General features: G+C 61.4%; 17 protein-coding genes and 1 pseudogene. 11 read left to right on the top strand and 7 right to left on the bottom strand.

The window, feature by feature from the left end:
* Positions 1–140: 140 nt before the first annotated feature.
* From urtB to urtE, 4 genes are read left to right on the top strand one after another with little or no spacing between them, the layout of a single operon-like run.
* Positions 141–1,643: an urea ABC transporter permease subunit UrtB gene (urtB, locus tag AB4O36_RS23325; RefSeq protein WP_460118496.1), complete on the top strand. Its 1,503-nt coding sequence runs from the start codon at positions 141–143 to the stop codon at positions 1,641–1,643.
* Positions 1,643–2,722, top strand: coding sequence for an urea ABC transporter permease subunit UrtC (urtC, locus tag AB4O36_RS23330; protein ID WP_460118498.1), 1,080 nt, complete (start codon positions 1,643–1,645; stop codon positions 2,720–2,722). Before urtB ends, urtC begins: the two co-directional genes overlap by 1 nt.
* Positions 2,719–3,588, top strand: coding sequence for an urea ABC transporter ATP-binding protein UrtD (gene urtD / locus AB4O36_RS23335; protein WP_460140384.1), 870 nt, complete (start codon positions 2,719–2,721; stop codon positions 3,586–3,588). Before urtC ends, urtD begins: the two co-directional genes overlap by 4 nt.
* Before the next feature lie 55 nt (positions 3,589–3,643).
* On the top strand, positions 3,644–4,342 hold the full coding sequence (urtE, locus tag AB4O36_RS23340) for an urea ABC transporter ATP-binding subunit UrtE (RefSeq protein WP_460118501.1): 699 nt from the start codon (positions 3,644–3,646) through the stop codon (positions 4,340–4,342).
* A 12-nt stretch (positions 4,343–4,354) separates the two neighbouring features.
* Here urtE and AB4O36_RS23345 read toward each other — a convergent pair whose 3' ends face one another.
* Positions 4,355–4,993, bottom strand: coding sequence for a DUF4329 domain-containing protein (locus tag AB4O36_RS23345; protein WP_460140385.1), 639 nt, complete (start codon positions 4,991–4,993; stop codon positions 4,355–4,357).
* 183 nt (positions 4,994–5,176) lie between these two features.
* Here AB4O36_RS23345 and AB4O36_RS23350 point away from each other — a divergent pair, with 183 nt between their 5' ends.
* Positions 5,177–5,710, top strand: a complete 534-nt coding sequence (locus tag AB4O36_RS23350; RefSeq protein ID WP_460118504.1) for an N-acetyltransferase family protein — start codon at positions 5,177–5,179, stop codon at positions 5,708–5,710.
* Positions 5,711–5,716: 6 nt separating this feature from the next.
* A complete protein-coding gene (locus tag AB4O36_RS23355) occupies positions 5,717–6,250 on the top strand; it encodes a GNAT family N-acetyltransferase (protein ID WP_460140386.1) in 534 nt (177 codons plus the stop codon).
* 99 nt (positions 6,251–6,349) lie between these two features.
* Here the strand turns inward: AB4O36_RS23355 and AB4O36_RS23360 are convergent, their stop codons facing one another.
* The gene (locus AB4O36_RS23360; RefSeq protein ID WP_460140387.1) at positions 6,350–13,225 is read right to left on the bottom strand and encodes an NEL-type E3 ubiquitin ligase domain-containing protein; all 6,876 of its coding nucleotides are present in this window, start codon (positions 13,223–13,225) and stop codon (positions 6,350–6,352) included.
* Positions 13,226–13,375: 150 nt separating this feature from the next.
* Here AB4O36_RS23360 and AB4O36_RS23365 point away from each other — a divergent pair.
* A protein-coding gene (locus tag AB4O36_RS23365) for an IS3 family transposase (RefSeq protein WP_460140388.1) occupies positions 13,376–14,511 on the top strand; the annotation gives its coding sequence in 2 pieces (ribosomal slippage) (positions 13,376–13,625 and positions 13,625–14,511; 1,137 coding nt in all).
* 694 nt (positions 14,512–15,205) lie between these two features.
* The gene (locus AB4O36_RS23370; protein WP_460118510.1) at positions 15,206–15,511 is read left to right on the top strand and encodes a DUF6124 family protein; all 306 of its coding nucleotides are present in this window, start codon (positions 15,206–15,208) and stop codon (positions 15,509–15,511) included.
* 231 nt (positions 15,512–15,742) lie between these two features.
* Here the strand turns inward: AB4O36_RS23370 and AB4O36_RS23375 are convergent, their stop codons facing one another.
* The gene (locus AB4O36_RS23375; RefSeq protein WP_460118511.1) at positions 15,743–16,048 is read right to left on the bottom strand and encodes a chaperone modulator CbpM; all 306 of its coding nucleotides are present in this window, start codon (positions 16,046–16,048) and stop codon (positions 15,743–15,745) included.
* A 23-nt stretch (positions 16,049–16,071) separates the two neighbouring features.
* On the bottom strand, positions 16,072–17,016 hold the full coding sequence (locus AB4O36_RS23380) for a DnaJ C-terminal domain-containing protein (RefSeq protein WP_460118512.1): 945 nt from the start codon (positions 17,014–17,016) through the stop codon (positions 16,072–16,074).
* A 308-nt stretch (positions 17,017–17,324) separates the two neighbouring features.
* Here AB4O36_RS23380 and AB4O36_RS23385 point away from each other — a divergent pair, with 308 nt between their 5' ends.
* The gene (locus AB4O36_RS23385; RefSeq protein WP_460118514.1) at positions 17,325–18,590 is read left to right on the top strand and encodes an Hsp70 family protein; all 1,266 of its coding nucleotides are present in this window, start codon (positions 17,325–17,327) and stop codon (positions 18,588–18,590) included.
* 107 nt (positions 18,591–18,697) lie between these two features.
* On the opposite strand, the gene AB4O36_RS23390 is transcribed toward AB4O36_RS23385, so the two are convergent.
* Complete coding sequence (locus AB4O36_RS23390) at positions 18,698–19,711, bottom strand: AI-2E family transporter (RefSeq protein WP_460118516.1); 1,014 nt, start codon at positions 19,709–19,711, stop codon at positions 18,698–18,700.
* A 236-nt stretch (positions 19,712–19,947) separates the two neighbouring features.
* Positions 19,948–20,250 carry a PsiF family protein gene (locus AB4O36_RS23395; RefSeq protein ID WP_460118518.1) on the bottom strand — a complete coding sequence of 101 codons (303 nt, stop codon included), beginning with the start codon at positions 20,248–20,250 and terminating at the stop codon, positions 19,948–19,950.
* 156 nt (positions 20,251–20,406) lie between these two features.
* Here AB4O36_RS23395 and AB4O36_RS23400 point away from each other — a divergent pair.
* Positions 20,407–20,946 (top strand): annotated as a pseudogene (locus AB4O36_RS23400) (DMT family transporter); the annotation flags it as partial.
* Positions 20,947–21,041: 95 nt separating this feature from the next.
* Here AB4O36_RS23400 and AB4O36_RS23405 read toward each other — a convergent pair.
* Positions 21,042–21,932 carry an alpha/beta fold hydrolase gene (locus AB4O36_RS23405; protein ID WP_460118520.1) on the bottom strand — a complete coding sequence of 297 codons (891 nt, stop codon included), beginning with the start codon at positions 21,930–21,932 and terminating at the stop codon, positions 21,042–21,044.
* Positions 21,933–22,178: 246 nt separating this feature from the next.
* Between AB4O36_RS23405 and AB4O36_RS23410 the strand changes: the two genes are divergently transcribed.
* The gene (locus AB4O36_RS23410; protein ID WP_460118521.1) at positions 22,179–22,709 is read left to right on the top strand and encodes a ferritin-like domain-containing protein; all 531 of its coding nucleotides are present in this window, start codon (positions 22,179–22,181) and stop codon (positions 22,707–22,709) included.
* Positions 22,710–22,798: the final 89 nt, after the last annotated feature.

Here is a 22,798-nt window from a genome sequence, read left to right on the forward strand (position 1 = left end):
CTCAGCCCCAACACAGTTCCCCCTTGTGGGAGCGGGCTTGCTCGCGAAAGCGGTGTGTCAGGCAACATTGATGGTGACTGAACCACTGCTTTCGCGAGCAAGCCCGCTCCCACAATTAGTCCGTGTCAAGGCGGCTACCTATGGTTATTCCCCTCCATCGTTTACTTCTCGTCCTCGCGCTGTTGCTGCCCATGGCCGCTCAGGCCAGCGACACCGAAGACTTCCTCGCCGCCAACCCCACCCAGCAAGTCAAGCTGCTGGATACCTGGGCCGCACAACCCGACCCGGCACGCATCGAATTGCTCAACGCCTTGCAACAAGGTGAACTGAGCGTCGATGGCCAGCCGAAAACCCTGCGTCTGAATAACCGTCTGCGCGGGTTGATCGACACCGCGCTGGCCAGCCATCAACTGCTCGCCGCCGATGCCAAAATGCGTCTGGCCGCCGCCCAGCAATTGCAGAAAAGTGCCAAGCCTGCGCAATTGAAATTCCTCGACCAGCAACTGGCAGCCGAACGGGACGAAGGTGTGCATGCCGCCCTGAGCCTTGCGCTGGCCAACCTGCAACTGGTGGACGCCAGTCCCGCCGTGCGCCTGGCAGCCGTGCGCTTGCTTGGCGAAACCGGTGATCCGCTGGCGCGCACGCGTCTCGAAGGACTGCTGCAAGCCGGTGCGGAAACGGACGCCAGCGTGCGCACTGCCGCCGAAACCAGCCTGGCCCAAGTCAAACGTAAACTGTTGATCGGCGAGGTGCTCGGCCAGGCCTTCAGCGGCATGTCCCTGGGTTCGATCCTGCTGCTCGCCGCACTCGGCCTGGCAATCACCTTCGGCCTGCTCGGGGTGATCAACATGGCCCACGGCGAGATGCTGATGTTGGGCGCGTACTCGACCTATGTCGTGCAGTTGCTGTTCCTGCGTTTCGCGCCCCAGGCCATCGAGTTCTATCCGCTGATCGCGCTGCCGGTGGCATTTATCGTGACCGCCGCCATCGGCATGGCGCTGGAACGCACGGTGATTCGTCATCTCTATGGGCGCCCGTTGGAAACCCTGCTGGCGACCTGGGGCATCAGCCTGATGCTGACTCAACTGGTGCGCCTGCTGTTCGGCGCACAGAACGTCGAAGTGGCCAACCCGGCCTGGTTATCCGGCGGGGTCCAAGTGCTCCCCAACCTGGTGCTGCCGTACAACCGCATGGTCATCATCGCCTTCGCGCTTTTTGTGGTCGTGTTGACCTGGCTGTTGTTGAACAAAACGCGCCTGGGCCTGAACGTGCGCGCGGTCACCCAGAACCGCAACATGGCCGCCTGCTGTGGCGTGCCCACCGGGCGCGTCGACATGCTCGCCTTCGGCCTGGGCTCGGGCATCGCCGGCCTTGGTGGTGTGGCCCTGAGCCAGATCGGCAACGTCGGCCCGGACCTCGGCCAGAGCTATATCATTGACTCGTTCCTGGTGGTGGTACTGGGGGGTGTCGGTCAACTGGCCGGTAGCGTATTGGCCGCCTTCGGCCTGGGTATCGCCAACAAGATCCTGGAGCCGCAGATCGGTGCGGTGCTCGGCAAGATCCTCATCCTCGCGCTGATCATTCTGTTCATCCAGAAGCGTCCGCAAGGCCTCTTCGCACTCAAGGGAAGGGTGATCGACTGATGAACCAGCCATTGATGCTCACGGCCGCACAAAAGGCCGGCCCGAAAGTCACCCTCGCCGTTGGCGCAGCAATCCTTGCCGTGCTGCTGGCATTGCCGCTGCTGTCACTGTTGCCGGCGGACAGCGCGTTGCACGTCTCCGCCTATACACTGACGTTGGTGGGCAAGATTCTCTGCTACGCCATCGTCGCCCTGGCGCTGGACCTCGTATGGGGTTATGCCGGCCTGCTGTCACTGGGTCATGGCCTGTTCTTCGCCCTGGGCGGTTACGCGATGGGCATGTACCTGATGCGCCAGGCGGCAGGTGATGGCCTGCCGGCGTTCATGACGTTCCTGTCGTGGACTGAATTGCCCTGGTATTGGGCCGGCACCGGCAGTTTCCTCTGGGCCCTGTGCCTGGTGGTGCTGGCGCCGGGTCTACTGGCGCTGGTGTTCGGTTTTTTCGCCTTCCGCTCACGGATCAAGGGTGTGTACTTCTCGATCATGACCCAGGCCCTGACCTTCGCCGGCATGCTGTTGTTTTTCCGCAACGAGACGGGGTTCGGTGGCAATAACGGCTTCACCAATTTCCGCACGATCCTGGGTTTTGGCATCACCGAACCCGGGACGCGGGCGGTGCTGTTTTTGGCCACGGTGCTGTTGCTGATCGCGAGCCTGTTCATCGGCTGGCGTTTAGCGCAAAGCAAATTCGGCCGGGTGCTGACGGCCCTGCGCGATGCGGAAAATCGCCTAATGTTCTGCGGCTACGACCCACGCGGTTTCAAGCTGTTTGTCTGGGTCTTGAGCGCGGTCTTGTGCGGCCTGGCCGGCGCCCTGTATGTACCGCAGGTGGGCATCATCAACCCCAGCGAGATGTCGCCGACCAACTCCATCGAAGCGGCCGTCTGGGTCGCACTCGGCGGGCGCGGCACCCTGATCGGTCCGTTGCTCGGCGCTGGGGTGGTCAATGGGATGAAGAGCTGGTTCACCGTGGCGTTCCCCGAGTACTGGCTGTTCTTCCTCGGTGCGCTGTTCATTGTCGTGACCCTGTACCTGCCCAAGGGCGTGATCGGTCTGCTGAAGAAACGAGGTGAGCAATGAGAATCACGGCCACGGCGCAATTCATGCTCGAACCGGCGTTCTATCCACCGCAACCGAACAAGGACCCCGGCAGCAGCCGCGAGGCCATCGGCCTCGGCCAGCGCGTCGGCCCAGGCCTGGATACCCGCCATGGCACCATCCTGACCCTGGAGGACATCAGCGTCAGCTTCGACGGTTTCAAGGCCTTGAACGATCTGACCCTGTACATCGGCGTCGGCGAACTGCGCTGCATCATCGGCCCCAACGGTGCGGGCAAAACCACGCTGATGGACGTGATCACCGGCAAGACCCGCCCCAGCCATGGCCAGGCCTGGTTTGGCGAAACCCTGGACCTGACGCAGATGAGCGAAGTGCAGATCGCCCAGGCCGGCATCGGTCGCAAATTCCAGAAGCCCACGGTGTTCGAAGCCTTGAGCGTGTTCGAGAACCTGGAACTGGCGCAGAAAACAGACAAGTCGGTCTGGGCCAGCCTGCGGGCGCGCCTGAGCGGCGAGCAAAGGGATCGCATCAGCGAAGTGCTGGAAACCATTCGCCTGACCACCTCGGTCAATCGCCCTGCCGGCCTGCTGTCCCACGGGCAGAAGCAGTTTCTGGAGATCGGCATGTTGCTCATGCAGGACCCGCAACTGTTGCTGCTCGACGAACCGGTGGCGGGCATGACCGACGCCGAAACCGAATTCACCGCTGAACTGTTCAAGACCCTGGCGGGCAAGCACTCGTTGATGGTGGTGGAGCATGACATGGGCTTTGTCGGCTCGATTGCCGACCACGTCACCGTGTTGCACCAGGGCAGCGTGCTGGCGGAGGGCTCGCTCGAGCAGGTGCAGGAAAATGAGCGGGTGATTGAGGTGTATTTGGGCCGATGAATCGGACAGCTGCAAGCTGCAAGCTTCAAGCTCAAAACCAAACCCGGGAGTTCAGATGCTACAGGTGAAACAGCTGCACCAATACTACAGCGGTAGCCACATCCTGCGTGGCCTGACGTTCGACGTGAAGGTCGGCGAGGTCACCTGCCTGCTCGGCCGCAACGGGGTGGGCAAGACCACCCTGCTCAAATGCCTGATGGGCCTGCTGCCGGCCAGGGAGGGCGTGGTGAACTGGGAAGGTCAGCCGATCACCACGCTAAAGCCGCACCAACGGGTGCACGCCGGCATCGCCTACGTGCCCCAGGGCCGGGAAATTTTCGGTCGGCTGACCGTCGAAGAAAACCTGTTGATGGGCCTGTCGCGCTTTCCCGGCAGCGAGGCGAAGGAAGTCCCGGCGTTCATCTACGAACTCTTCCCGGTGCTGCTGCAAATGAAACATCGACGCGGCGGCGACCTGTCCGGCGGTCAGCAACAGCAACTGGCGATCGGTCGAGCCCTGGCCAGTCGTCCGCGACTGCTCATCCTCGACGAGCCCACCGAAGGCATCCAGCCGTCGGTCATCAAGGAAATCGGCGCGGTAATCAAGAAGCTCGCCGCGCGCGGCGACATGGCGATCCTGCTGGTGGAACAGTTCTACGATTTTGCCGCCGAACTGGCCGATCAGTACCTGGTGATGTCCCGGGGCGAAATCGTGCAACAGGGGCGCGGCGAACAGATGGAAGCCGAAGGCGTACGCGGGCTGGTGACGATTTGAACAGGTTATGGATCAGGGCGTAACGGCTTGGTAGGGCACCCAGTCGGCGGTGACCGGGCCACGCCATCCATTCCAGACCGTACCGGGCTCGAGCACTCGGAAGTGGCCAATGGCGACGATTCGCCGGACACGGCTTTCCGGCGTCGAACCCATTCGATAGCTCGGGCTGCGTCGGGCGTACTGTGGGTCGATGCCATAGACAATCAGGGAGCCATAGGGGCTGGAAATGTACTGCTGCTGCAAAACGGCCGATTGCCGGAAAGACAGCGAAAGGTCCACCGTCGAAGGCAACGTGATGTGCAGCTTGACCTGCTCCTCGCGGTAATGAGGAAACAACCGTGCAGTCTCTCGCTCGTTTTCGGGATGAGTGTGGAAAAGGCCCACACACCGATAACCCGGCGGGTGAATGATGGTTTGCGTGGCCCGTTCCAACAGCAGCAAACGTTCGAAATCAAAGGAATCCGCGCCATCTTCAATCGGGGTGGTGGCGACGAAATTGCCGTCGGGACGTTTCAATATCAGGGCACCGTATTCCCGGTCGCTGCGCCGTTCCTGTTGATGCGCCCACAGGGCAGCATCGTCGGCGCTGGTGAAGGGTGGGCTCAAGGGGGGTAATACCGGCATGCCGGCGTGTTCTATCGGTGTGGTCATCGAAAACTCCAGTCAGTGAATCGCCCCGGCGAAATGGGAGCGAACACGCCGATGCTGGAATTCCTGCCACTCTGTCGTGCGGTACATATGCCTCACCCGATTGGCAATAAGCGCCACGTTGTCGCAGCATGTTTCAATAACGACTTTTCCACGCAGCGCCTAACCGATAGTTCGAGACAGCCCATGACTTATTCCATCCGCGATGCGATCCCCGCCGACCTGCCGGCGATCCGCGACATTTACAACGACGCCGTGCTCAACACCACGGCGATCTGGAACGAACAAGCGGTCGACCTGGGCAATCGCCAGGCCTGGTTCGACGCCCGGCAGGCCCAGGGCTATCCGATCCTGGTGATTGTCGCCGGCGACAACAGCGTCCTGGGCTACGCTTCATTCGGTGATTGGCGGCCATTCGACGGTTTCCGCCACACCGTGGAGCACTCGGTGTACGTGCGCAGCGACCAACGCGGCAATGGCCTGGGGCCCAAACTGATGAACGTGCTGATCGAGCGCGCGCGCGGCTGCGACAAACACGTGATGGTCGCGGCCATCGAAAGCGGCAATGCCGCGTCCATTCGCCTGCATGAGCGCGTCGGTTTCGTGATCACCGGGCAGATGCCGCAGGTGGGCACCAAGTTCGGGCGCTGGCTGGACCTGACCTTCATGCAACTGACCCTCAACCCTGGCGCTGAACCCCCTTGCGCCAGCCAGGAGTAACGCTCGATGAATGCCGCCCAGTTACGCCGCGTCAATGTTGAAAGTTTTGCGCACTACCGCCAGGGCTTGATCGACCTGCTGCTCGATGCCGTGGGCTATGGTGCCAGCGTGGGTTTCATGGCAGATCTGGATGCCCGCCAGGCACGTGCCTATTTCGATGACGTGCAGGAGCAATTGGGCAAAGGCAATGTGCTGCTGTGGGTGGTGGTCAAGGACGAAGAAGTCCAGGCCAGCGTGCAACTGACCCTGTGCCAGAAAGCCAATGGGCTGAACCGTGCTGAGGTGCAGAAGCTGCTGGTGCGTGAGCAGGCGCGCCGTCGCGGCCTGGGTCAGCAGTTGATGAGTGCGCTGGAACAGACCGCGTTGCAATACAAACGCGGCATGCTCTACCTCGACACCGAAGCCGGCTCCCCCGCCGAGGCCTTTTATCAGGCGTTGGGCTACACCCGTGCAGGGGAAATTCCCGATTACGCCTGCGACCCCAGCGGTCGCTACAAGCCAACCGCCCTTTACTACAAGGTGCTGCAAGGGGCGCAGTAACTTCCAGGGTGTCTGGGGCCCCATCGCGACGCCTCAACAGGCTCGCTCCTGCCGGTGTCCGGACGCCGGCTCGCGATGGTCGTTAACGCTGACTCGGGGTCAGGGCGCCGCTGCTTCATCCAGGGTTTCCAGGCGCGACAATTCCATCAGTTTTTCATTGCGCGCAATGCTCAGCTCAATGCCGAGCATCTCCACTGCACCCGCGTACCCTGCGTCGCCCAGCCCCGAGTGAGCATCCTCCAGTTGGCCCTGTCTTTCGGCCGCATTGCGATCCAGAGTGTCGAAGGCTTCGGGGTATTTTTCCCGTAGATACTGCACCCAGTAATCGCGGCTGATCAGGTCTTCATAAAACGCATCGGACCGCTCCATGGCCTCGATGGTGGCCTGCGCCTGCTGCAACACCGTGCCGCTGATGGGTCGGCCAAACCGCATGTATTTCGGCTGCCCGGGCAGTTCCAGGCCGTCCCGCCAGCCACGGGTCAGACCCAAGCGATATTCAAGGCGCACTTCCGCCGGATCGGCGTGACGGCCGGTGGCTCGGCTGGCCAGTTCCTCGACCTTCGCAAGACGAAACAACTGGCGGGACAGGCGCAGCAACGCCGCGCCTTTCTCTTCCAGACGATCCGGCGCAATGCCTTGCAGCACGTTGCGTTCAAAGACCTTCACCTCCAACCCGCTGAAGGTCAGGATCCGTCCATCCTCGCAGGTGCCATGGGTGCTGGACAGGCTGAACAAGGTCTGGCGCAACTCGGTGTCCTCCCCCGCCGCCCCCGCCACTTCCCAGACGCGACGGGTCAGGTCAGCGCGGGCCAAGCGATATTCCGGGGTCAGTCGCAGCAGACTCAGCAAATGGAAAAACGCGCCGTTGTCCGGTTCGGCCGCCAACCGGTTCCACAGCGACCGGTAACTGTCCGCCACCTTCGGCTCCAGGGTTTCGAGCCAAGGCTGGAGATCTTCGGGTCGCGCGTCGATCTGCGTGATCACTTCGTCAGGCTGGACGGACATGCCCGCCTCTTCAACGTCGCTCTCGACAGTCATCTCTTCCTCGCTGCCGCTGCCCGACTCATCGAGCATCAGGTCCAGGTCATCGGGTGCATAACCCAGCCAGGCGTTGGGATGAACACTCAGCGCGTAATCCCATAGCCGCATCAGGCTGTCGCCCGACAGACTGTTATCGGACAGGTCCGTCCCCTGCATCAGCGTGTCATGTTGCCCGTTGAACGCCTCTTCGGGAATGTGAGCGATTCGGTTGCCGCTCAGGTTCAGCTCGCGCAGATACACCGATTGCAGCGTGCCTTCTGGCCACTCAGTGATCAGGTTGTTGCGCAGGTCCAACGCCTCCAGTCGCGGCAAGGTCCCGACACTGAACGCGGGCAAATCGTTGTGGCTCAGATCCAGCCATTGCAGGTGCTCCAGAGGGTCCAGGACCGAGTAGATTTCCCGGGGGTCGAGCAACTCGTTGCCGGACAACGCCAGCCGTTCCAGTGTGGCCATGGACTCGATCGCCCGCGGTAACGCCTGCAAGTTCTGGCCGCTGAGGGTCAGGCTTCGCAGGTGGGTGAATGCCCCCAGGAACGCATTGGAGCCCTGAGCGGAAAGCCTGACACCAGTCAGGTCCAATGTGTCCACATGGGGCAGCGGCAACGCTAACTCGGGCAGGTCGCCCAACTGCAAACCATCGAAACTCAGCGTGCGATCGGCGATGCCGCTCCAACCGATAAGGCCTTGCTGCCAGCACTCGACAATGCGCAGCGCGGCGACGCGTCGCGTTTGGGACGACACCAGCCACCCTGCGCCCTGGGTCTGGCGAATACACATCCAACCGTTGAGCCGACGGGTCAGGTCGACCAGATTCTGGTGCCAGCCGTCTATGCGCTCGCCCACCTGTGTATCGCTGAGCCCATGGGTGCGCATCTGCTCCAGCGCTTGTAAGGCTGCGTCCTCCGACACCGGGGTGACGCGCTGCAAACGCTGGGCAAGCCCCTCGCCTGCCGGTGCCTCAACCGGCAATGGCAACAGCGCCTCGATGATCGACGCCACTGTTTCGCCGGGCACCAATGCCCGTGGCAGCGGTTCGCGGGCAAAACGGTCGAGGGTTCCGAGCGGGATCCCGTTGGTCCGTTCAATCCGGGCGTAAGCGGCACTCAGCGCTTGCCGGGCTTGTGGCGCCAATGGCATGTCCGCAAGGTGAGTGCGCAACAACAGGTAGTCATCGGCCAGCACAACCTCGGGCACGGCGCTGATCCGTGTGCGGCTCAAATCAAGCCAGGCCAGGTTGCCTGCACCGGTGGGCCAACGCTGCAGATTGCTGCCTGCCAGGTTCAGGACCTTGAGGTGACGCAGCTCGCTGACGTCCAACCCATGCCGCGAAACGTCGACATCGGAGAATTGACTGCCGCCCATATCGAGGTTTTCCACCTGGCTGAAATGACCGAGAAAGCGCCGCGTTTGCTCGAGGGGCGCTTGCAGCTCGCGCAGCGACAACGTCGTCACATGCGCGAAGTCATCGGTGGAAAACGCCGGCAGGCGGTCAACCTTCATGCCGGGCAGTTCCAGTACCTGGGAATACGACGCCACGCCGTAACGGCGCAGCAGCCCGTTGTACCAACTGATTCTGAATGTCGGCGCCTCGGTCCAGAGAGCGGCGCTGTCCAGGAACTTCATCCCCGCCAGCCAGGCGTCCAGTTGGCGACTGAGTTCGTCGTGCTGATCGAGCACGGCTTCAACGGCATCGAATCGGGCTTGGGCCCCCTCCCATGTGCGCAAAAACGCCTCGAACAGCAACACAAACGGGGTTTGCGTCGATGGTCGAAGGGCTGCATAGGGCGCATCGCTCAAATGCCCCAGCCGACCCCGGCAATAACCCCGGACCATTTCTTCCCGATCGATGAGGTGTACGGGATGATTCTTGACGTAGTCATAAATCGGTTTGAACGCTTCGCGCGAGAACCAGAACCACTCCACCGAGAGGCCGGACAACAGCTTGTCGTGACGCCCCTCCAGGAGGATCTCCGGCAACTGGCTGACCTTCGTATCGCGAAGATCCAACCGTTCGAGGCCAGGCAACTCAAGCACGCCCTTGGGAAACGCGAGCATGTTCGTTTGCGCGATGCAAAGGCTGCGCAGGCGGGTCAAGCGGCTCACGTCAAAGGTATCGGGCGAGGCCAGCACGCCACGCAGGTGCAAGCTTTGCAGCCGGGTCATGTTTTCCAGCCGGGCCATGTCCGTCAGGCTGAGCGGCAGGCTCGAAAACACCCGCAGGTCGGTGAGTTGCGACAGGCTGTCGAGCAAGGTCGGCAAGCTGCGCAGCGACGCACCGGCCGAGAGGGTCAGTGTGTTGACCTGGCCGAACGCGCGCAGAAAACCATCGATATTCGCACTGGACAGACCGGCACCCGCCACGGCGAGTTCACGGATATGGGAAAAATCGGCCGGCAGCGCCACCAGCGGTTCATCGATCAACAGGTCAAGCCGCGACACGGCTGTGGGATCGGCCATGACCAACGGCGCATTACGCCACGCCACCTTGATCGCCTGCACCACCTCGGTTTTGCTGCTCCATCGCAAACGTGGCTGGCGCTGCGGGTCGTCGGTGGCCACCCAATGATCGAGCGCTGCTTCCAGGTTCTGCCATTCCTGCAATCGGCTGTCGAGCCACTGGCAGATCTGCTGACGACTCTCGCCCTGTCGCCATCGTTGAAGCAGAAAGTTCAGCGCATCGGGATTCGACAACTCCGGATACACCGACTGCACCCTCGCGATCAGTTCACCGTCCACGCCTTCCGCACGGCCGCTGGCCGGGTAGCCCAACAGTTTTTTGGTCATGCGTTGCGGTGGCCTGAACCAGGCGCGCATCGTTGATCGATCGCGCAACGCCCGCGCCGCCTCAGCGGGATGCGCAGTGGCGTGGTCGATGATCGCCCGTCGCAGGTCGGCACTTTGCGCCACGCCTGGAATGCCCAGGGCCTGGCGCGCATCGTCGGGCAACGCGTGCAGGATCGAGGCGTAAAAATTATCGCCTTCACGAGGCACACCATTGAGCGTTTCGCCGCGATCATTGAAGGCCTGATAGACCGGTCCTTTCTTCACCAGGTATTTGCGCACCTCGCTCGTCGGGTCGCCGATACCATCGATCAGCGGCCCTTCGATACGGCCCTCGCGAATTTCCAGACGCACTCGCCCCGACCAACCCGGCAATTGCGCCAATGTGTGCAAGGCCAGACGCTTACTGTCTGCCGACACCGTGTTTGGCAGATGCAGCCCGGCGAAAGCCCGGCTCAACCGGCCCTGTTGGGCGTACCAACGGCCCTGTTCCAGCAGGCGCAGCGGCGCGTGTCCGTTCGCCAGACGCATCAGTTCTTCGGCGTTGGCCTGGCTCAACACGATGACGGCGCCCGACTCGCTGAGCCCTGGACATAACCGTTGCAGCTTGGCCACGCCAGGGGCCACCGGGTCCGCGCCTTTGTAGAGGCTTTCGAACAACGCCGGCTGACGGGTGCGGGCGAAATCGGCGATTTGCTTGCGAAACTCTGCTGGCCTGGCTTCTTTCACCCGGGCCGGTTCGCCACCGAGCAGGTCGTTGATTTCCTTCTCGTCGAGAGCGGCCAGGATGCGCTCGGGCAACTCTCCACTGAGCACGTCCGCGCGACTGATGCGAATCGGCGTCTTTCTTTTGCCCCGAGCCATCCGCCGTTCGGAACCGTACTTGAGCGATGGCCCGGCCAACTCGGCGCCTTCGAACACTTGCAACACCCGCCCGGCCGGCCAGCGTGGCAACTCGGCGATCAGCGGCAAGGTAAACAGGTAGCGATCATCGACGGCGCGCCGGGTCTCTATCTGCTCGATGACCTGCGCCACGCCGTGATCGGCGTTGAACAGTCGCATCGCATCGACCAAGGAGGGCGGTGGCCCGGCGTTGTCCAGATGCATCTTGCGCAAAGCGGCGTCGCTGATACCGCTGACATCGGCAACCTGCAGCAACTGCCCGTCGGAGAATGGATCGGTCAACGGCCCCATGCGTCGCAGCAATGTCAGACGGTCCCAGCTCAATGGTCGCTCATGCACGTGACGCCAGGCGCCGCGACCGTTATGTGTGAGCGCCGGGCGGTAGGCGTGCGGTTGTGCCGGGTGCTCGATGCGCCAGCGTTTGAGCGCTGTGTCGTAGGTTTTTTGGTAAAACCGGCCATCGAGTCGCACGTGGGTTTTGCCGTCAAATTCGAACTGACCCAGCTCAGTGGCCGGCACGTCGCGGTCCACCGACACCGGGCGCTCGTAGCCGCGCAGGTCGGGCCGCCATAGCCGGGGTTCACCGTTGGGCAGGGTGACGGCGTCCAGTCGCTCGATCACCGGTTCAGCCTTGACCGCACTCAACTTGGCCAGGCCTTTACCGGCAGCGCCGGCCACGGCGATAAAGGCCAGATTCTCTGCCACATCGACCAGGTGCGCCTTGGCAGCCTGGATGTCGCCCTCGCTCCATTCGATGGACGCCTCGAAGGTCTCCGACATCAACTGGCCGGCCATCACCGCCATCGTCGCCTCGCCCAGGACCGGTACGAACATCGCCACCGAGGTCAACACGAGCATGCCGATGTTCAACAGATGGGCGATTTTTTCCGAACGCACCCGCGCATCGACGTCCGCCGTCGGCACCGCATGGCTGCGCGCATCGGCGATGACCTTGTCACGGTGTTGTTCGAACAGATACCCCCACAGCTCCATGTTCTCCGACCACAGGCCTTCGCCCTTGCGCGGGAGGCTGCTGGGTGCGAGAAAGGGGTCATTGTTGGGGGCCTGATTGACGGCGACATCGGGCAGTTGCTTGAAGCCCGAAAACGGATTGATGCCCTGCAGCACCTTGTTGGCGATGGAGATGTAAGGGTTGAGCGTCTGGCCCAGCGGGGCGTCCGCTGCATCCTGGGTGAACGTCTTGAAGTAATGCGGCAGGTCGGCATATGACACAAACCGGCTGAAGTGGCGTTGCTCCGGGGTGGGGCTGCCACCCCTGGTCTGCACGGGATCGCGGGTGGTGAAGCGGCGTTTGAACATCGCACGCATTTCATCGAAGGTGTAACGCTTGAGTGGATGCTGCGGGTCGTTGGGGATGTACAGGATCAGCGAATCGGGGTAACGGTATTTTTCACAGATGATGAACAGCACACAGCCGATCATCCGCCGCTTCATCAAAAACAGGTCACGGAACCAGACCTGTTTCTCGCCCATCCACGGATGAGTTTCACCCGCGATTACCGAGAGAATCATTCGGTAGTCAGCCGGTTGAATGTCCTGCTTGAGCAGCGCCAGTTCGGCGGCGGCGCGCATCGCGGTTTTCTGGGCGTCGATGAAGGGCAGGCGCAGGGTTTGCAGCGCGACACCGTCAGCGGGTTTGAGGAAGTCCTTGAGGTAAGCCTGGTACTTCGCACCGATGTCCAGCGAGCGGCACAACTGCGTGAACTGGGCCACGGTCAGCGGCGTCTCGACCGGGGTGAAACCGTTTGCCGTTTCCTGCACAAACCCCGAGGACTCGTGGAAGGCGTTGGGCTCGGTTTCCGACGCTTCAAAGTTATGCAGGGCGGCTTGCAGCAGCGGCAAGCGCAACACTTCGTAGGTCCCGACATCGGTGCCGAATATCCCCCACTCCAGCGGTTGCTTGAGACTGAGCAGCGTGGTGTTGACGTCCAGTTCGACCTTGAACTGGTCTCTCAGCGCCTCGACCAGCAAGGGCTCGGCAAAGGTGTCGATGGTTTGCAGACTGGACATGACCTTGTCGAGGCAATTCTGCGCGGCAAGGCTGGCCGCCGCGGACACGCCTGCGGCGGCCCGCTCCTCGCGTGTGGCATTTTTTAACCAGTCAGGTGTGGCAACGGCATGATCTTTCAGGGCCTGGCGGCGTTCCGCACTGGCGTTGATCAACCACTCGGGAATGGACTTCTCCAGGAACGTGCCGTGCAGGCTGGCTGAAGCGGGGGGATTGGGCATAGCGTCTCTCCAGTGAATTGGAGGGCTAGCACATCACTTTGGAGGGAGGTGATTGCGGTACATAGTTAGGGCGTGAAGCTGAACTGGCCTAATGATTTTGGACACTTCAATCGGGCGCTATGATAGCGCCCAAATCTGAGGTGTTTGGATATGCGTAAATCCTATTCGAGTGAGTTCAAGCTCAAGGCTGCCAGCATGGTGTTGGATGAAGGTCAGCCGGTTACCGAAGTCTGTGCCAGCCTGGATATCGGCCCCACAGCCCTGCGCCGTTGGGTTGATCAAGTGCAAAAAGAGCGCTTGGGCTCGACTCCGGTGGGGGCCAAGGCGATTACCGCTGATCAACGAGAAATCCAGAGACTCAAAGCTCTGCTCAGAGAGAAAGACCTGGATATCGAAATCCTAAAAAAGGCCAGTGCTCTCCTGCTTTTGGACGCCAAAGATCATTCACGCTGATCGATGAGCTGGGCGAGCAGTACGGCGTTAAAAAGTGTTGCCGGGCGTTTGGGGGCAACCGCAGTAGCTTTTACGCCTGGCGCCAGCGCCAAGGCAGAGCAAATCCTGAACGGGACAAGCTCAAAGCCGCGTTGGTCAGGCACCACAAGGCGTCCAGAGAGTCGGCCGGCGCACGTACTTTGTCCAAGGAGCTACAAGCCAAAGGGCATCGTATCGGGCGTTATATGGCTCGCAGTTTGATGCGCGAAGCTGGCATCGCTAGTCGTCAGCGCCGGCGCCATAAGTACAAGTCGCCGGGTGTGGAGGCCTTGGTGGCGCCGCACGTGCTCAAGCGAAAATTTGATGTGACGGCGGTTAATCAGGTGTGGTGTGGCGACGTGACATACATCAAGGTCGGCAAGCGGTGGATGTACTTCGCCGCCGTTTTGGATCTGTACGCTCGCAGGATCGTAGGGTGGTCGTTTTCGATGATTTCTGATGCCAACCTGACCTGCGAAGCGCTACGCATGGCGGTTGAGCTGCGCGGCCATCCCCAGGATGTGTTGTTTCATTCTGATCAAGGTTGCCAGTACACCAGCCATAAATTCCGAAATGCGCTTGTGAAACATCGGTTCAGGCAAAGTATGAGCCGTAAAGGCGAGTGCTGGGACAATGCCCCGATGGAGCGTTTCTTTGGTAGTTTGAAGTCCGAGTGGGTGCCTGAAACGGGCTACAAACTGGAGCATGAGGCCCGGGCAGATGTGCAGCGCTATGTCTCGCGCTACAACATCAGCAGGCCTCACAGCTATAACGACTACAGGTCGCCGGTCGTGAAGGAAAGATTGGCGGCGTGAACCGTAATCAGTGTCCAAGATTACTTGACCAGTTCAAGCCCGCTCCCACATGGATCTTCACCGAAACCACAATCCGCGCACGCCACCAATCAACTGTAGGAGCGAGCTTGCTCGCGATAGCGGGGTGTCATCCAACACAGCGGGCGCCTGATGCACCGCGATCGCGGGCAAGCCCGCTCCCACAAGGGATTTTCGCCGAACACATCATCCGCGCACGCCACCGCTCCACTGTAGGAGCGAGCTTGCTCCGGGCGGCGTTCCGACGATGGCGGCACCGAAATGTCAGATTTTGACCAAGCGCCCGTTGGAAACATCTACCTGAAAGCTTTGATCGTAAGAAGTTTTTCCCGTTTACCAGCGCTGTTTAAAAGCACTCCAGGTTACTTCCTGAAAGCCACAAAACCTTGCGTCGTGACCTACGACCCTCCCAGAATCGGCCGGCTAGTGCAGCTTGGTCTTGGGCTCTATCGTTGACTCGCCACTGATACCTCAGTGGTCGGGCTTAGCGGCCCGTGGTTTTCAACTGCACGTGCATCCACCGCACAGGCTTTATGCCTGCGGTTTTATGGTGACCGCACGCAGGGCGCCTCAGGGCGCACCGGTTTGAGAACCCCGGTCCGCTAACCTGCGTGCAGTCGCCACCTCTTTTTGCTTAGCGGCGTAAAGGTGTAGGCCCCAATAAGAGTTCTCAGATATGCGCAAGGTCAAACCAGATCCACCCGAAACAAACGACAGCGAACCCCCACCCTCCACCGCCGACTTCAAGGCCAAACCCCGCAAGCCCTGCTCGATGTACAACGTCAACCCGGACGTCCACATCCAGGAGCTGCTGGGCAGCGTCAGCGAATCACTTGCCTCTGCCAGCGTCATCACCCTGGACCTGGCCGACCGTGAAACAGGCGCCGGCCGCAACACCCTGCTGGGCATCGTGCAAATCGTCATGCTCGCGGAAATCTCGGTGAACCGCGCCCTCGATCAGCTCGACCCGAGGGGTGGTTGACGGGATTGACGATTGAACCTGCCCTCCAATGCCACCGGGCGTCGCGCACTATCAGGTAACACAGTGGCGCCGGGTGTACCGCTATCGCGAGCAAGCCCGCTCCTACAAGGGAGAATCAGCCGCGCACGCCACCGCTCCACTGTAGGAGCGAGCTTGCTCGCGATCGCATTGTTCCGGCGATGGCGGTCTCTGACTATCAATTCCGTTGGTTCGCCCCAGCAGCGGGAGCCCCTACTCCACCACCAACCGCCCCAACCGCTGCTTCAACATCCGGTTCTCCGCCCGCAACTGCTGGACCTCCTCAAGCAGGTCCAGTGCCAGCGCCACCCCTTCCCATTCCAGCTCAAGGTCGTGCCGCAGCTTGGCGGCACGCTTGGCCAGGGTCAGCTCGTAGTCGGTGAAACGCCAATCCTTGGGCACGGAGCCCTGAGGTTCGAGGATGCCGTGTTCGACGATTTCGATCACGTAGACGTCCGACAGCTCGGTCGCCTCGCAGAATTCTGCCATGTCCAGTTGAACGATCAGGGGACTGCTCATAGTCGGCTACTCCATCTGGGGTGTCAGAAGTTCTCTCGCGGGTTGAAGGCGGCCTTCTTCGCCAGTTCCTGCCACAGCGCCTTGACCTCGTCGCTGGACGCCTTGGGCATCACGGCCTTGAGTTGCACGAACAGGTAGCCGCGTTGCCCGGCCTTGTTCAGCAAGCCGTGGCCCTTGGCGCGCATGCGCTGGCCGTTCTGGCTGCCGGCCGGGACCTTGAGGTTGATCTTGCCGGTCAGGGTCGGCACGGCCACTTCGGCGCCCAAGGCCAGTTCCCACGGTGCCAGCGGCAAGGTGATGATCAGGTTTTCGCCTTCGACGTCGAATTTTGGGTGCGGCGCGAAGCGGATGATCAGGAACAGGTCGCCATTGGCACCGCCACCGATGCCCGGCGCGCCCTGGCCCTTGAGGCGGATGCGCTCGCCATCGGTGACACCAGCCGGGATTTTCACGTTCAGGCTCTTGCTGGTGTTGCTCACGTGCTGGCCGGCCGCGTTGTACTGCGGCACCTGGAAGGTGACTTTCTTCGATTCGTTGGACAGGGTCTCTTCGAGGAAAATCGCCAGTTCCATTTCCACGTCTTGCCCTCGTCGTCCGGCGCTGCGGCCTGATTGTCCACCGCCAAAACCGGGGCCACGGTTACCAAAGATCGAACTGAAGAAGTCCGAAAAATCACCCGTGTTGCCGCCACCAAAACCGCCGCTACTGCGACCCTGCCAACCCGGCGGGCCCTGGAACGGCTGGCCATGCTGGCCGTATTTGCGCAGGTCGTCGTATTCGGCGCGCTTGTCGGCGCTTTTCAGCGCTTCATAGGCTTCCGAGGCATCCTTGAACTTGGCTTCGGCGTCCTTTTCCTTGCTGACGTCGGGGTGGTACTTGCGCGCGAGTTTGCGATAAGCGGCCTTGATCGTCTTATCGTCTGCGGTCGGTTCCACACCGAGTATCTTGTAATAGTCTTTGAAGTCCATCTAAGGCTCACCATCCGTTATCGATATCGCGCCATGACGGCCAGCATGCTCGCATTTGCGGCTGGCCGGTTGACCGATCTCAAGTGCGGGACACTATTGTGACCGGGGGGCGCTTCAGAAGTTTATCGGCAGCGGCGTCCGGTACTTGCGACCGTTCGCGGGCTGCCGCGCTTGATGCTGACAAGTTGGGGGCTTCGGGGCGGCTTATCAAGGCACGAACGGCGAGATTTAGTGGATGGTCGGCCTTCGATTCTGCGCCGCACTGGCATACACTGCGCGGCCGTTTTTTCGACCGGAACCGCAAAGACATGAAAAACGCATCTCCAGCCCGTGCCTTGGGTATCGACTTTGGCACGTCCAACTCCACCGTCGGCTGGCTGCGCCCCGGCGTGGAAACGCTGATCGCGCTGGAGGACGACAAGATCACCCTGCCGTCGGTGGTGTTTTTCAACCTCGAAGAACGCCGCCCGGTCTACGGTCGGCTGGCGCTGCACGAGTACCTGGAAGGTTACGAAGGCCGCCTGATGCGCTCGCTCAAGAGCCTGCTGGGTTCCAAGCTGATCAAGCACGACACCAGCGTGCTGGGCACGGCGATGCCGTTCAAGGACCTGCTGGGGCTGTTCATCGGCCAGTTGAAGCAGCGCGCCGAAGCCGCCGCCGGTCGCGAGTTCGAGCAAGTGGTGCTGGGTCGTCCGGTGTTTTTCGTCGACGAAGATCCGGTCGCCGACAAGGAAGCCGAAGACACCCTGGTGGACGTGGCGCGCAAGATCGGCTTCAAGGACGTTTCGTTCCAGTTCGAGCCGATTGCGGCGGCGTTCGACTACGAGTCGACCATCGAGAAGGAAGAACTGGTGCTGATCGTCGACATCGGCGGTGGTACATCGGACTTCTCCCTGGTGCGACTGTCACCCGAGCGTCGTGGCCACGACCAGCGCCAGGACGACATCCTCGCCACCGGTGGCGTGCACATCGGCGGGACCGACTTCGACAAGCAACTGAGTTTGCAAGGCCTGATGCCGCTGTTCGGCTACGGCAGCCGCATGAAGAGCGGCGCCTACATGCCCACCAGCCACCACATGAACCTGGCGACCTGGCACACCATCAACTCGGTTTATTCGCAAAAGTCGCAACTGGCCCTGGGCAGCATGCGCTACGACATCGAGGACACCGGCGGCATCGACCGCCTGTTCAAGCTGATCGAACAGCGCGCCGGGCACTGGCTGGCGATGGAAGTGGAAGAAACCAAGATCCAGCTGACCTACAACGACAGCCGCAACGTGCCCCTGGACCGCATCGAGCCGGGCCTCGCCGTGGAGCTGACCCGGGCGCTGTTCGAGTCGGCCATCGATAACCTGCTGGTACGCGTGCGCGAAAGCGTCGGCCAACTGTTGAATGACGCTGATGTCCAGGTCGGGCAAGTGGACACGGTGTTCTTCACCGGCGGTTCAAGCGGGATTCCAGCGCTGCGCAACAGCGTGGCGGCGATGCTGCCAAATGCGCGGCATGTGGAAGGGAATATCTTTGGCAGCATCGGCAGTGGTCTGGCGATCGAGGCGGCCAAGCGGTACGGTTGAGGGGCAGCCTTGAGCTGCAAGCCTCAAGCTGCAAGAAAGGTCAAAAGCAACCCACACCCGCTCTTGCCTCTACTTGCAGCTTGCAGCTTAAAGCTCCCCAACTGCCCCTAAACCATCCCCACCTGCTTCAGCTCACTCTTCAAGTACGCATAATAAATCGGCCCCGCCACTACCCCCGGCAGGCCGAAGGCGGCTTCGAATACCAGCATCGCCAGCAGCAACTCCCACGACTTGGCACTGATCTGCCCGCCGACGATGCGCGCGTTGAGGAAGTATTCGAGCTTGTGGATCACGATCAGATAACCCAGCGCCGCGACGGCCACCCAAATGGACAGGGACAGGCCGACGATGGTGATCAGGGTGTTGGAGATCAGGTTGCCGATCACCGGCAACAGGCCGAGCAGGAAGGTCAGCACGATCAGGGTCTTGGTCAGTGGCAGCTTGATGCCGAACATTGGCAGCACCACCGCCAGGAAGATCCCGGTGAAGAAGGTGTTGAGCAGGGAAATCTTGATCTGTGCGAACACGATGTTGCGGAAGGCCTGAACCAGCAGGTGCAGTCGATCAAACAGCGCGGCCGCCAGCGGTTTGCGTTTGGTCACGTCCGGGATGCGTTGCAAGGCGATGATCGCGCCGAGCACCATGCCGATCAGCAGCGTCACGAACATGTGCGCCGCGTCTTTGCCCACCAGTTGCAGATCGCTCAGGTGCTTGCTCAGCCAGTCGCCGATCGCCACGCGAAATTCGGCGGCGCTGGCGGGCAGGTAGGCGTCGATGAACGGCGGCAACTGGCCGCGCGCGCGGTCGACCACGTGCATGAATTTATCCAGGGACGCGCCGGGGTTTTCCGCCTCGTGCAGCAGGAAGCTGATGGCGCCGGCGAAGATCAGCGCCAGCACACTCACTACCAGCGTTCCCAGCAACGCCACCGCCAGCCAGCGTGCCCGCCGCCCTTCGATCAGGCGCTGCAATTGCGGCGTGAGCATGTTGACCAATTCGAAAACCAGCAACCCCGCCAACAGGCTGGGCAGTAAGCGCAGTGGCAGCACCAGCAGCAAACCACCGAAGATGATCACCCAACTGATGACCAGCAAGACTTGGCGTTGAGAAAACGTTGGCATACAGCCTCAAAACGAACGGCGTAGAAGGATTGGCAGTCTGCCAGCGTTCGCGGGAGAGCACTAGGGATTGTAGGTTTTTGCAGTGACCATACTGGCCCCTTCGCGAGCAAGTCGAATCGTCGCACCGCCGCTCCCACAGTAGTCCGGCGTACGCAGATCCATTGTGGGAGCGGCGGTGCGACGATTCGACTTGCTCGCGAAAGGGCCCTGTCAGCCCCCACAAATCCCGCCGCCTGTTATTTTTTCAGGCAACTACTCATGAACGCCTTGCGCTCATCGCCCTTCAGCGCCTTGGTCGCCGCATCGGCATTGCAGGTTTTCATTTTCTCCTGCTGCGGGGTCAGGGCCTTGGCGTCGTTGGCCGCCGGGGCCGCCTTGAGGCAGGTGCTCATGAAGGCCTTGCGCTCATCACCCTTGAGGCTTTTGGCGGTAGCGTCGGCGTTGCAGGTGGTCATCTTGGTCTGCTGGGCCGTGGCGGCGAACCCTTGGGAGCAAAGCAGCAGACCGATCATCAACAAAGGGACACGCAACATCTTCATGGAGTTTTCTCCTGTCGCCGCACGGGAGCGCGCGGCCTCGCCCTGAAGTGTAGACAAGGCCTGTTACACATTCCTGCCGGTCGCCAGACTATGGATAATGGCCGGCCACCAACGTTCTGGTTGTGCTGATGCAATACGCTTACCCCCTGCTGGCCATCGGCGGGCGCGCTGGTCGGTGCGGTGCTGTCGTTGATCGGCGTGCTGGTGGTGGTGTCGTCCGGCAGCCTCGCGGCGCTGCTGGAACACGGGGTGAACCTGGGCGACGCACTGATGCTGATCGCTACCCTGGCCTACGCGCTGTACAGCACGCTGCTGAAAAAATGGCAGCTGCGGTTGCCGCCGCTGGTGTTGCTGTACCTGCAAGTGGTCGTGGCCGTGGTGGTGTTGTTTCCGCTGTTTGCCGCTTCTGCGAAAACCGGGCCGACCGCGCAGAACATTCCGCTGGTGTTGTATGCCTGCCTGCTGGCGTCGATGATCGCTCCGCTGTTGTGGATGCAGGCGGTGGTCCGTTTGGGGCCGAGCCGGACCGTGTTGTTTTTCAACCTGCTGCCGGTGATTACCGCGTTGATTGCGGCGGTGGTGTTGCGTGAGCAGTTGGCGCTGTATCACCTGGTGGGTGGGGCGTTGACGTTGGGTGGGGTGATTGTTTCGGAGCGGTGGACGACGGAGTTGGGAGGTAAAAGTCGCGGTGGCTGAGCGGACGCCATCGCGGGCAAGCCCGCTCCCACAGGGATTAGCTGCGTCTACAAAACCTGTGGGAGCGGGCTTGCCCGCGATGGGGGCGACTCGGACTAGAGCCCTGCCGCCTTCAGGCGCCCCGCATGCTCGACAAACAACCGAATCGGCTCAGCCCCCTTGCCCACCAGCCCCAGCGACTGGTTGACGATGTCGAAATGATCCAGCGGGTACGCATCGCCAATCACCGTGCCCAAATGCGAGCTATACCGCCCGACCATGCCATCACACTGCCCGGCTTCACGCACGAAGGTCCTGGCGAACAGCCGACAACTGCGGTGGGTGCCGTCGAACAGGTTACGCCCTCGGTCGGTCTTGCCCGGTTGCAGAGTGCCTGACCACGAGTAGTAGCGCACGCCATTGACCTCTTCCGCCCCGTGCCCGCCCCAGGTTTCGGGCAGGCCCTGTGGATAAAGCTGGTTGAACAGCGCCACGCCGGCGGTGGTCAGCGATTCGTGGGACGCGTGGATGTCCACTGGCAATTTTGGTCCGCGATAACCGGTGTCCAGCACGCCCATGACCGCACCGATCAACCGCAGAAAAACGGCCAGTAGCCGACCTTTGGCACTGTTCGCCGGATAGTGGGTGTGAATGTAGTCCGCCAGTTCAGAACCCTGATTGGGCCCGGCCACCGAGGTAACCGAAGCCACACGATCCGGGCGTTTGGCCGCCGCGTAGCGAGCGGTCAGGGAGCCCTGGCTGTGGCCGATCAGGTTGACCTTTTCGGCACCGGTCTCGCGCAGGATCTCGTCGATTCGCGCCAGCAACTGCTCGCCACGCACTTCGGTGGAGTTGAGCGGCGAGACCTGCACGGCGATCACCGTCGCCCCGCCCTGACGCAACGCCTCGACAATCCCGTACCAGTACGGATAGAGCACCAGCCGGATAAACCCGAGCATCCCCGGAACCAGCACCAACGGATAACGCGTGGCAGCACCTTGCGACATGGACGGACATCCTTGTGAGCGGTGAACAGTCGCCTGACGGGATGCAAGACGTCCGCCAAGCATCACCAACAAAGGTGACAACACGATGAGCAGTCTATGACATCCCGCCACTCAAACCTGTTCCAAGGCCCTTTTTCGAGTGCCCAATTGCATCAAACTTTTTCCCGTTCGCGGGACTCACACCCTAAGTAGCGATCACTTGCACAGAAGGTGACGCCCCACCGGATTAGCCTCCAGGAGAACGAAATGAGTGACATGCAGTTGTCTGATGTAACGACGCTTCGCGCCCGTGCCCGGCAAAATGTCGAGAATGGCGCGGTGACCGAAAGCTACAGTGCCGACCGCGAGCAGGTGTTGCGCCTGCTCAACGAATCGCTGGCGACGGAGTTGGTGTGCGTGCTGCGCTACAAGCGCCACTATTTCATGGCCAGTGGCTTGAAAGCGCACGCCGCGGCGGACGAATTCCTCGAACACGCCCAGCAAGAAGCCGAACATGCCGACCGACTGGCCGAGCGTATTGTGCAACTGGGCGGCGAGCCGGAGTTCAACCCGGACTTGCTGTCGAAAAACTCCCACGCCCAGTACGTGGCCGGGAACACGCTCAAGGAGATGGTCTATGAAGACCTGGTCGCCGAGCGTATCGCCATCGATAGCTACCGCGAGATCATTCAGTACATCGGTGAGAAGGACCCGACCACACGGCGCATCTTCGAAGACATCCTGGCTCAGGAAGAAGAGCATGCCGATGATATGGCCGACATTCTGCAGGATTTGTAGCGTCTGACAGACCTCATCGCGGGCAAGCCCGCTCCTACAGGGGTCCGCATTCCCCTGTAGGAGCGAGTTTACTCGCGATGGTCGCAAGA

It is taken from the genome of Pseudomonas sp. S2_E01 (assembly GCF_054668365.1).

Coding starts and splice junctions, on each gene's coding strand:
- AB4O36_RS23355 (WP_460140386.1), top strand. CDS start 5,717: ATGAATGCCGCCCAGTTACGCCGCGTCAATGTTGAAAGTTTTGCGCAC.
- urtB (WP_460118496.1), top strand. CDS start 141: ATGGTTATTCCCCTCCATCGTTTACTTCTCGTCCTCGCGCTGTTGCTG.
- urtC (WP_460118498.1), top strand. CDS start 1,643: ATGAACCAGCCATTGATGCTCACGGCCGCACAAAAGGCCGGCCCGAAA.
- AB4O36_RS23380 (WP_460118512.1), bottom strand. CDS start 17,016: ATGGACTTCAAAGACTATTACAAGATACTCGGTGTGGAACCGACCGCA.
- AB4O36_RS23375 (WP_460118511.1), bottom strand. CDS start 16,048: ATGAGCAGTCCCCTGATCGTTCAACTGGACATGGCAGAATTCTGCGAG.
- urtD (WP_460140384.1), top strand. CDS start 2,719: ATGAGAATCACGGCCACGGCGCAATTCATGCTCGAACCGGCGTTCTAT.
- AB4O36_RS23410 (WP_460118521.1), top strand. CDS start 22,179: ATGAGTGACATGCAGTTGTCTGATGTAACGACGCTTCGCGCCCGTGCC.
- AB4O36_RS23405 (WP_460118520.1), bottom strand. CDS start 21,932: ATGTCGCAAGGTGCTGCCACGCGTTATCCGTTGGTGCTGGTTCCGGGG.
- AB4O36_RS23385 (WP_460118514.1), top strand. CDS start 17,325: ATGAAAAACGCATCTCCAGCCCGTGCCTTGGGTATCGACTTTGGCACG.
- AB4O36_RS23360 (WP_460140387.1), bottom strand. CDS start 13,225: ATGCCCAATCCCCCCGCTTCAGCCAGCCTGCACGGCACGTTCCTGGAG.
- AB4O36_RS23345 (WP_460140385.1), bottom strand. CDS start 4,993: ATGACCACACCGATAGAACACGCCGGCATGCCGGTATTACCCCCCTTG.
- AB4O36_RS23395 (WP_460118518.1), bottom strand. CDS start 20,250: ATGAAGATGTTGCGTGTCCCTTTGTTGATGATCGGTCTGCTGCTTTGC.
- urtE (WP_460118501.1), top strand. CDS start 3,644: ATGCTACAGGTGAAACAGCTGCACCAATACTACAGCGGTAGCCACATC.
- AB4O36_RS23350 (WP_460118504.1), top strand. CDS start 5,177: ATGACTTATTCCATCCGCGATGCGATCCCCGCCGACCTGCCGGCGATC.
- AB4O36_RS23370 (WP_460118510.1), top strand. CDS start 15,206: ATGCGCAAGGTCAAACCAGATCCACCCGAAACAAACGACAGCGAACCC.
- AB4O36_RS23390 (WP_460118516.1), bottom strand. CDS start 19,711: ATGCCAACGTTTTCTCAACGCCAAGTCTTGCTGGTCATCAGTTGGGTG.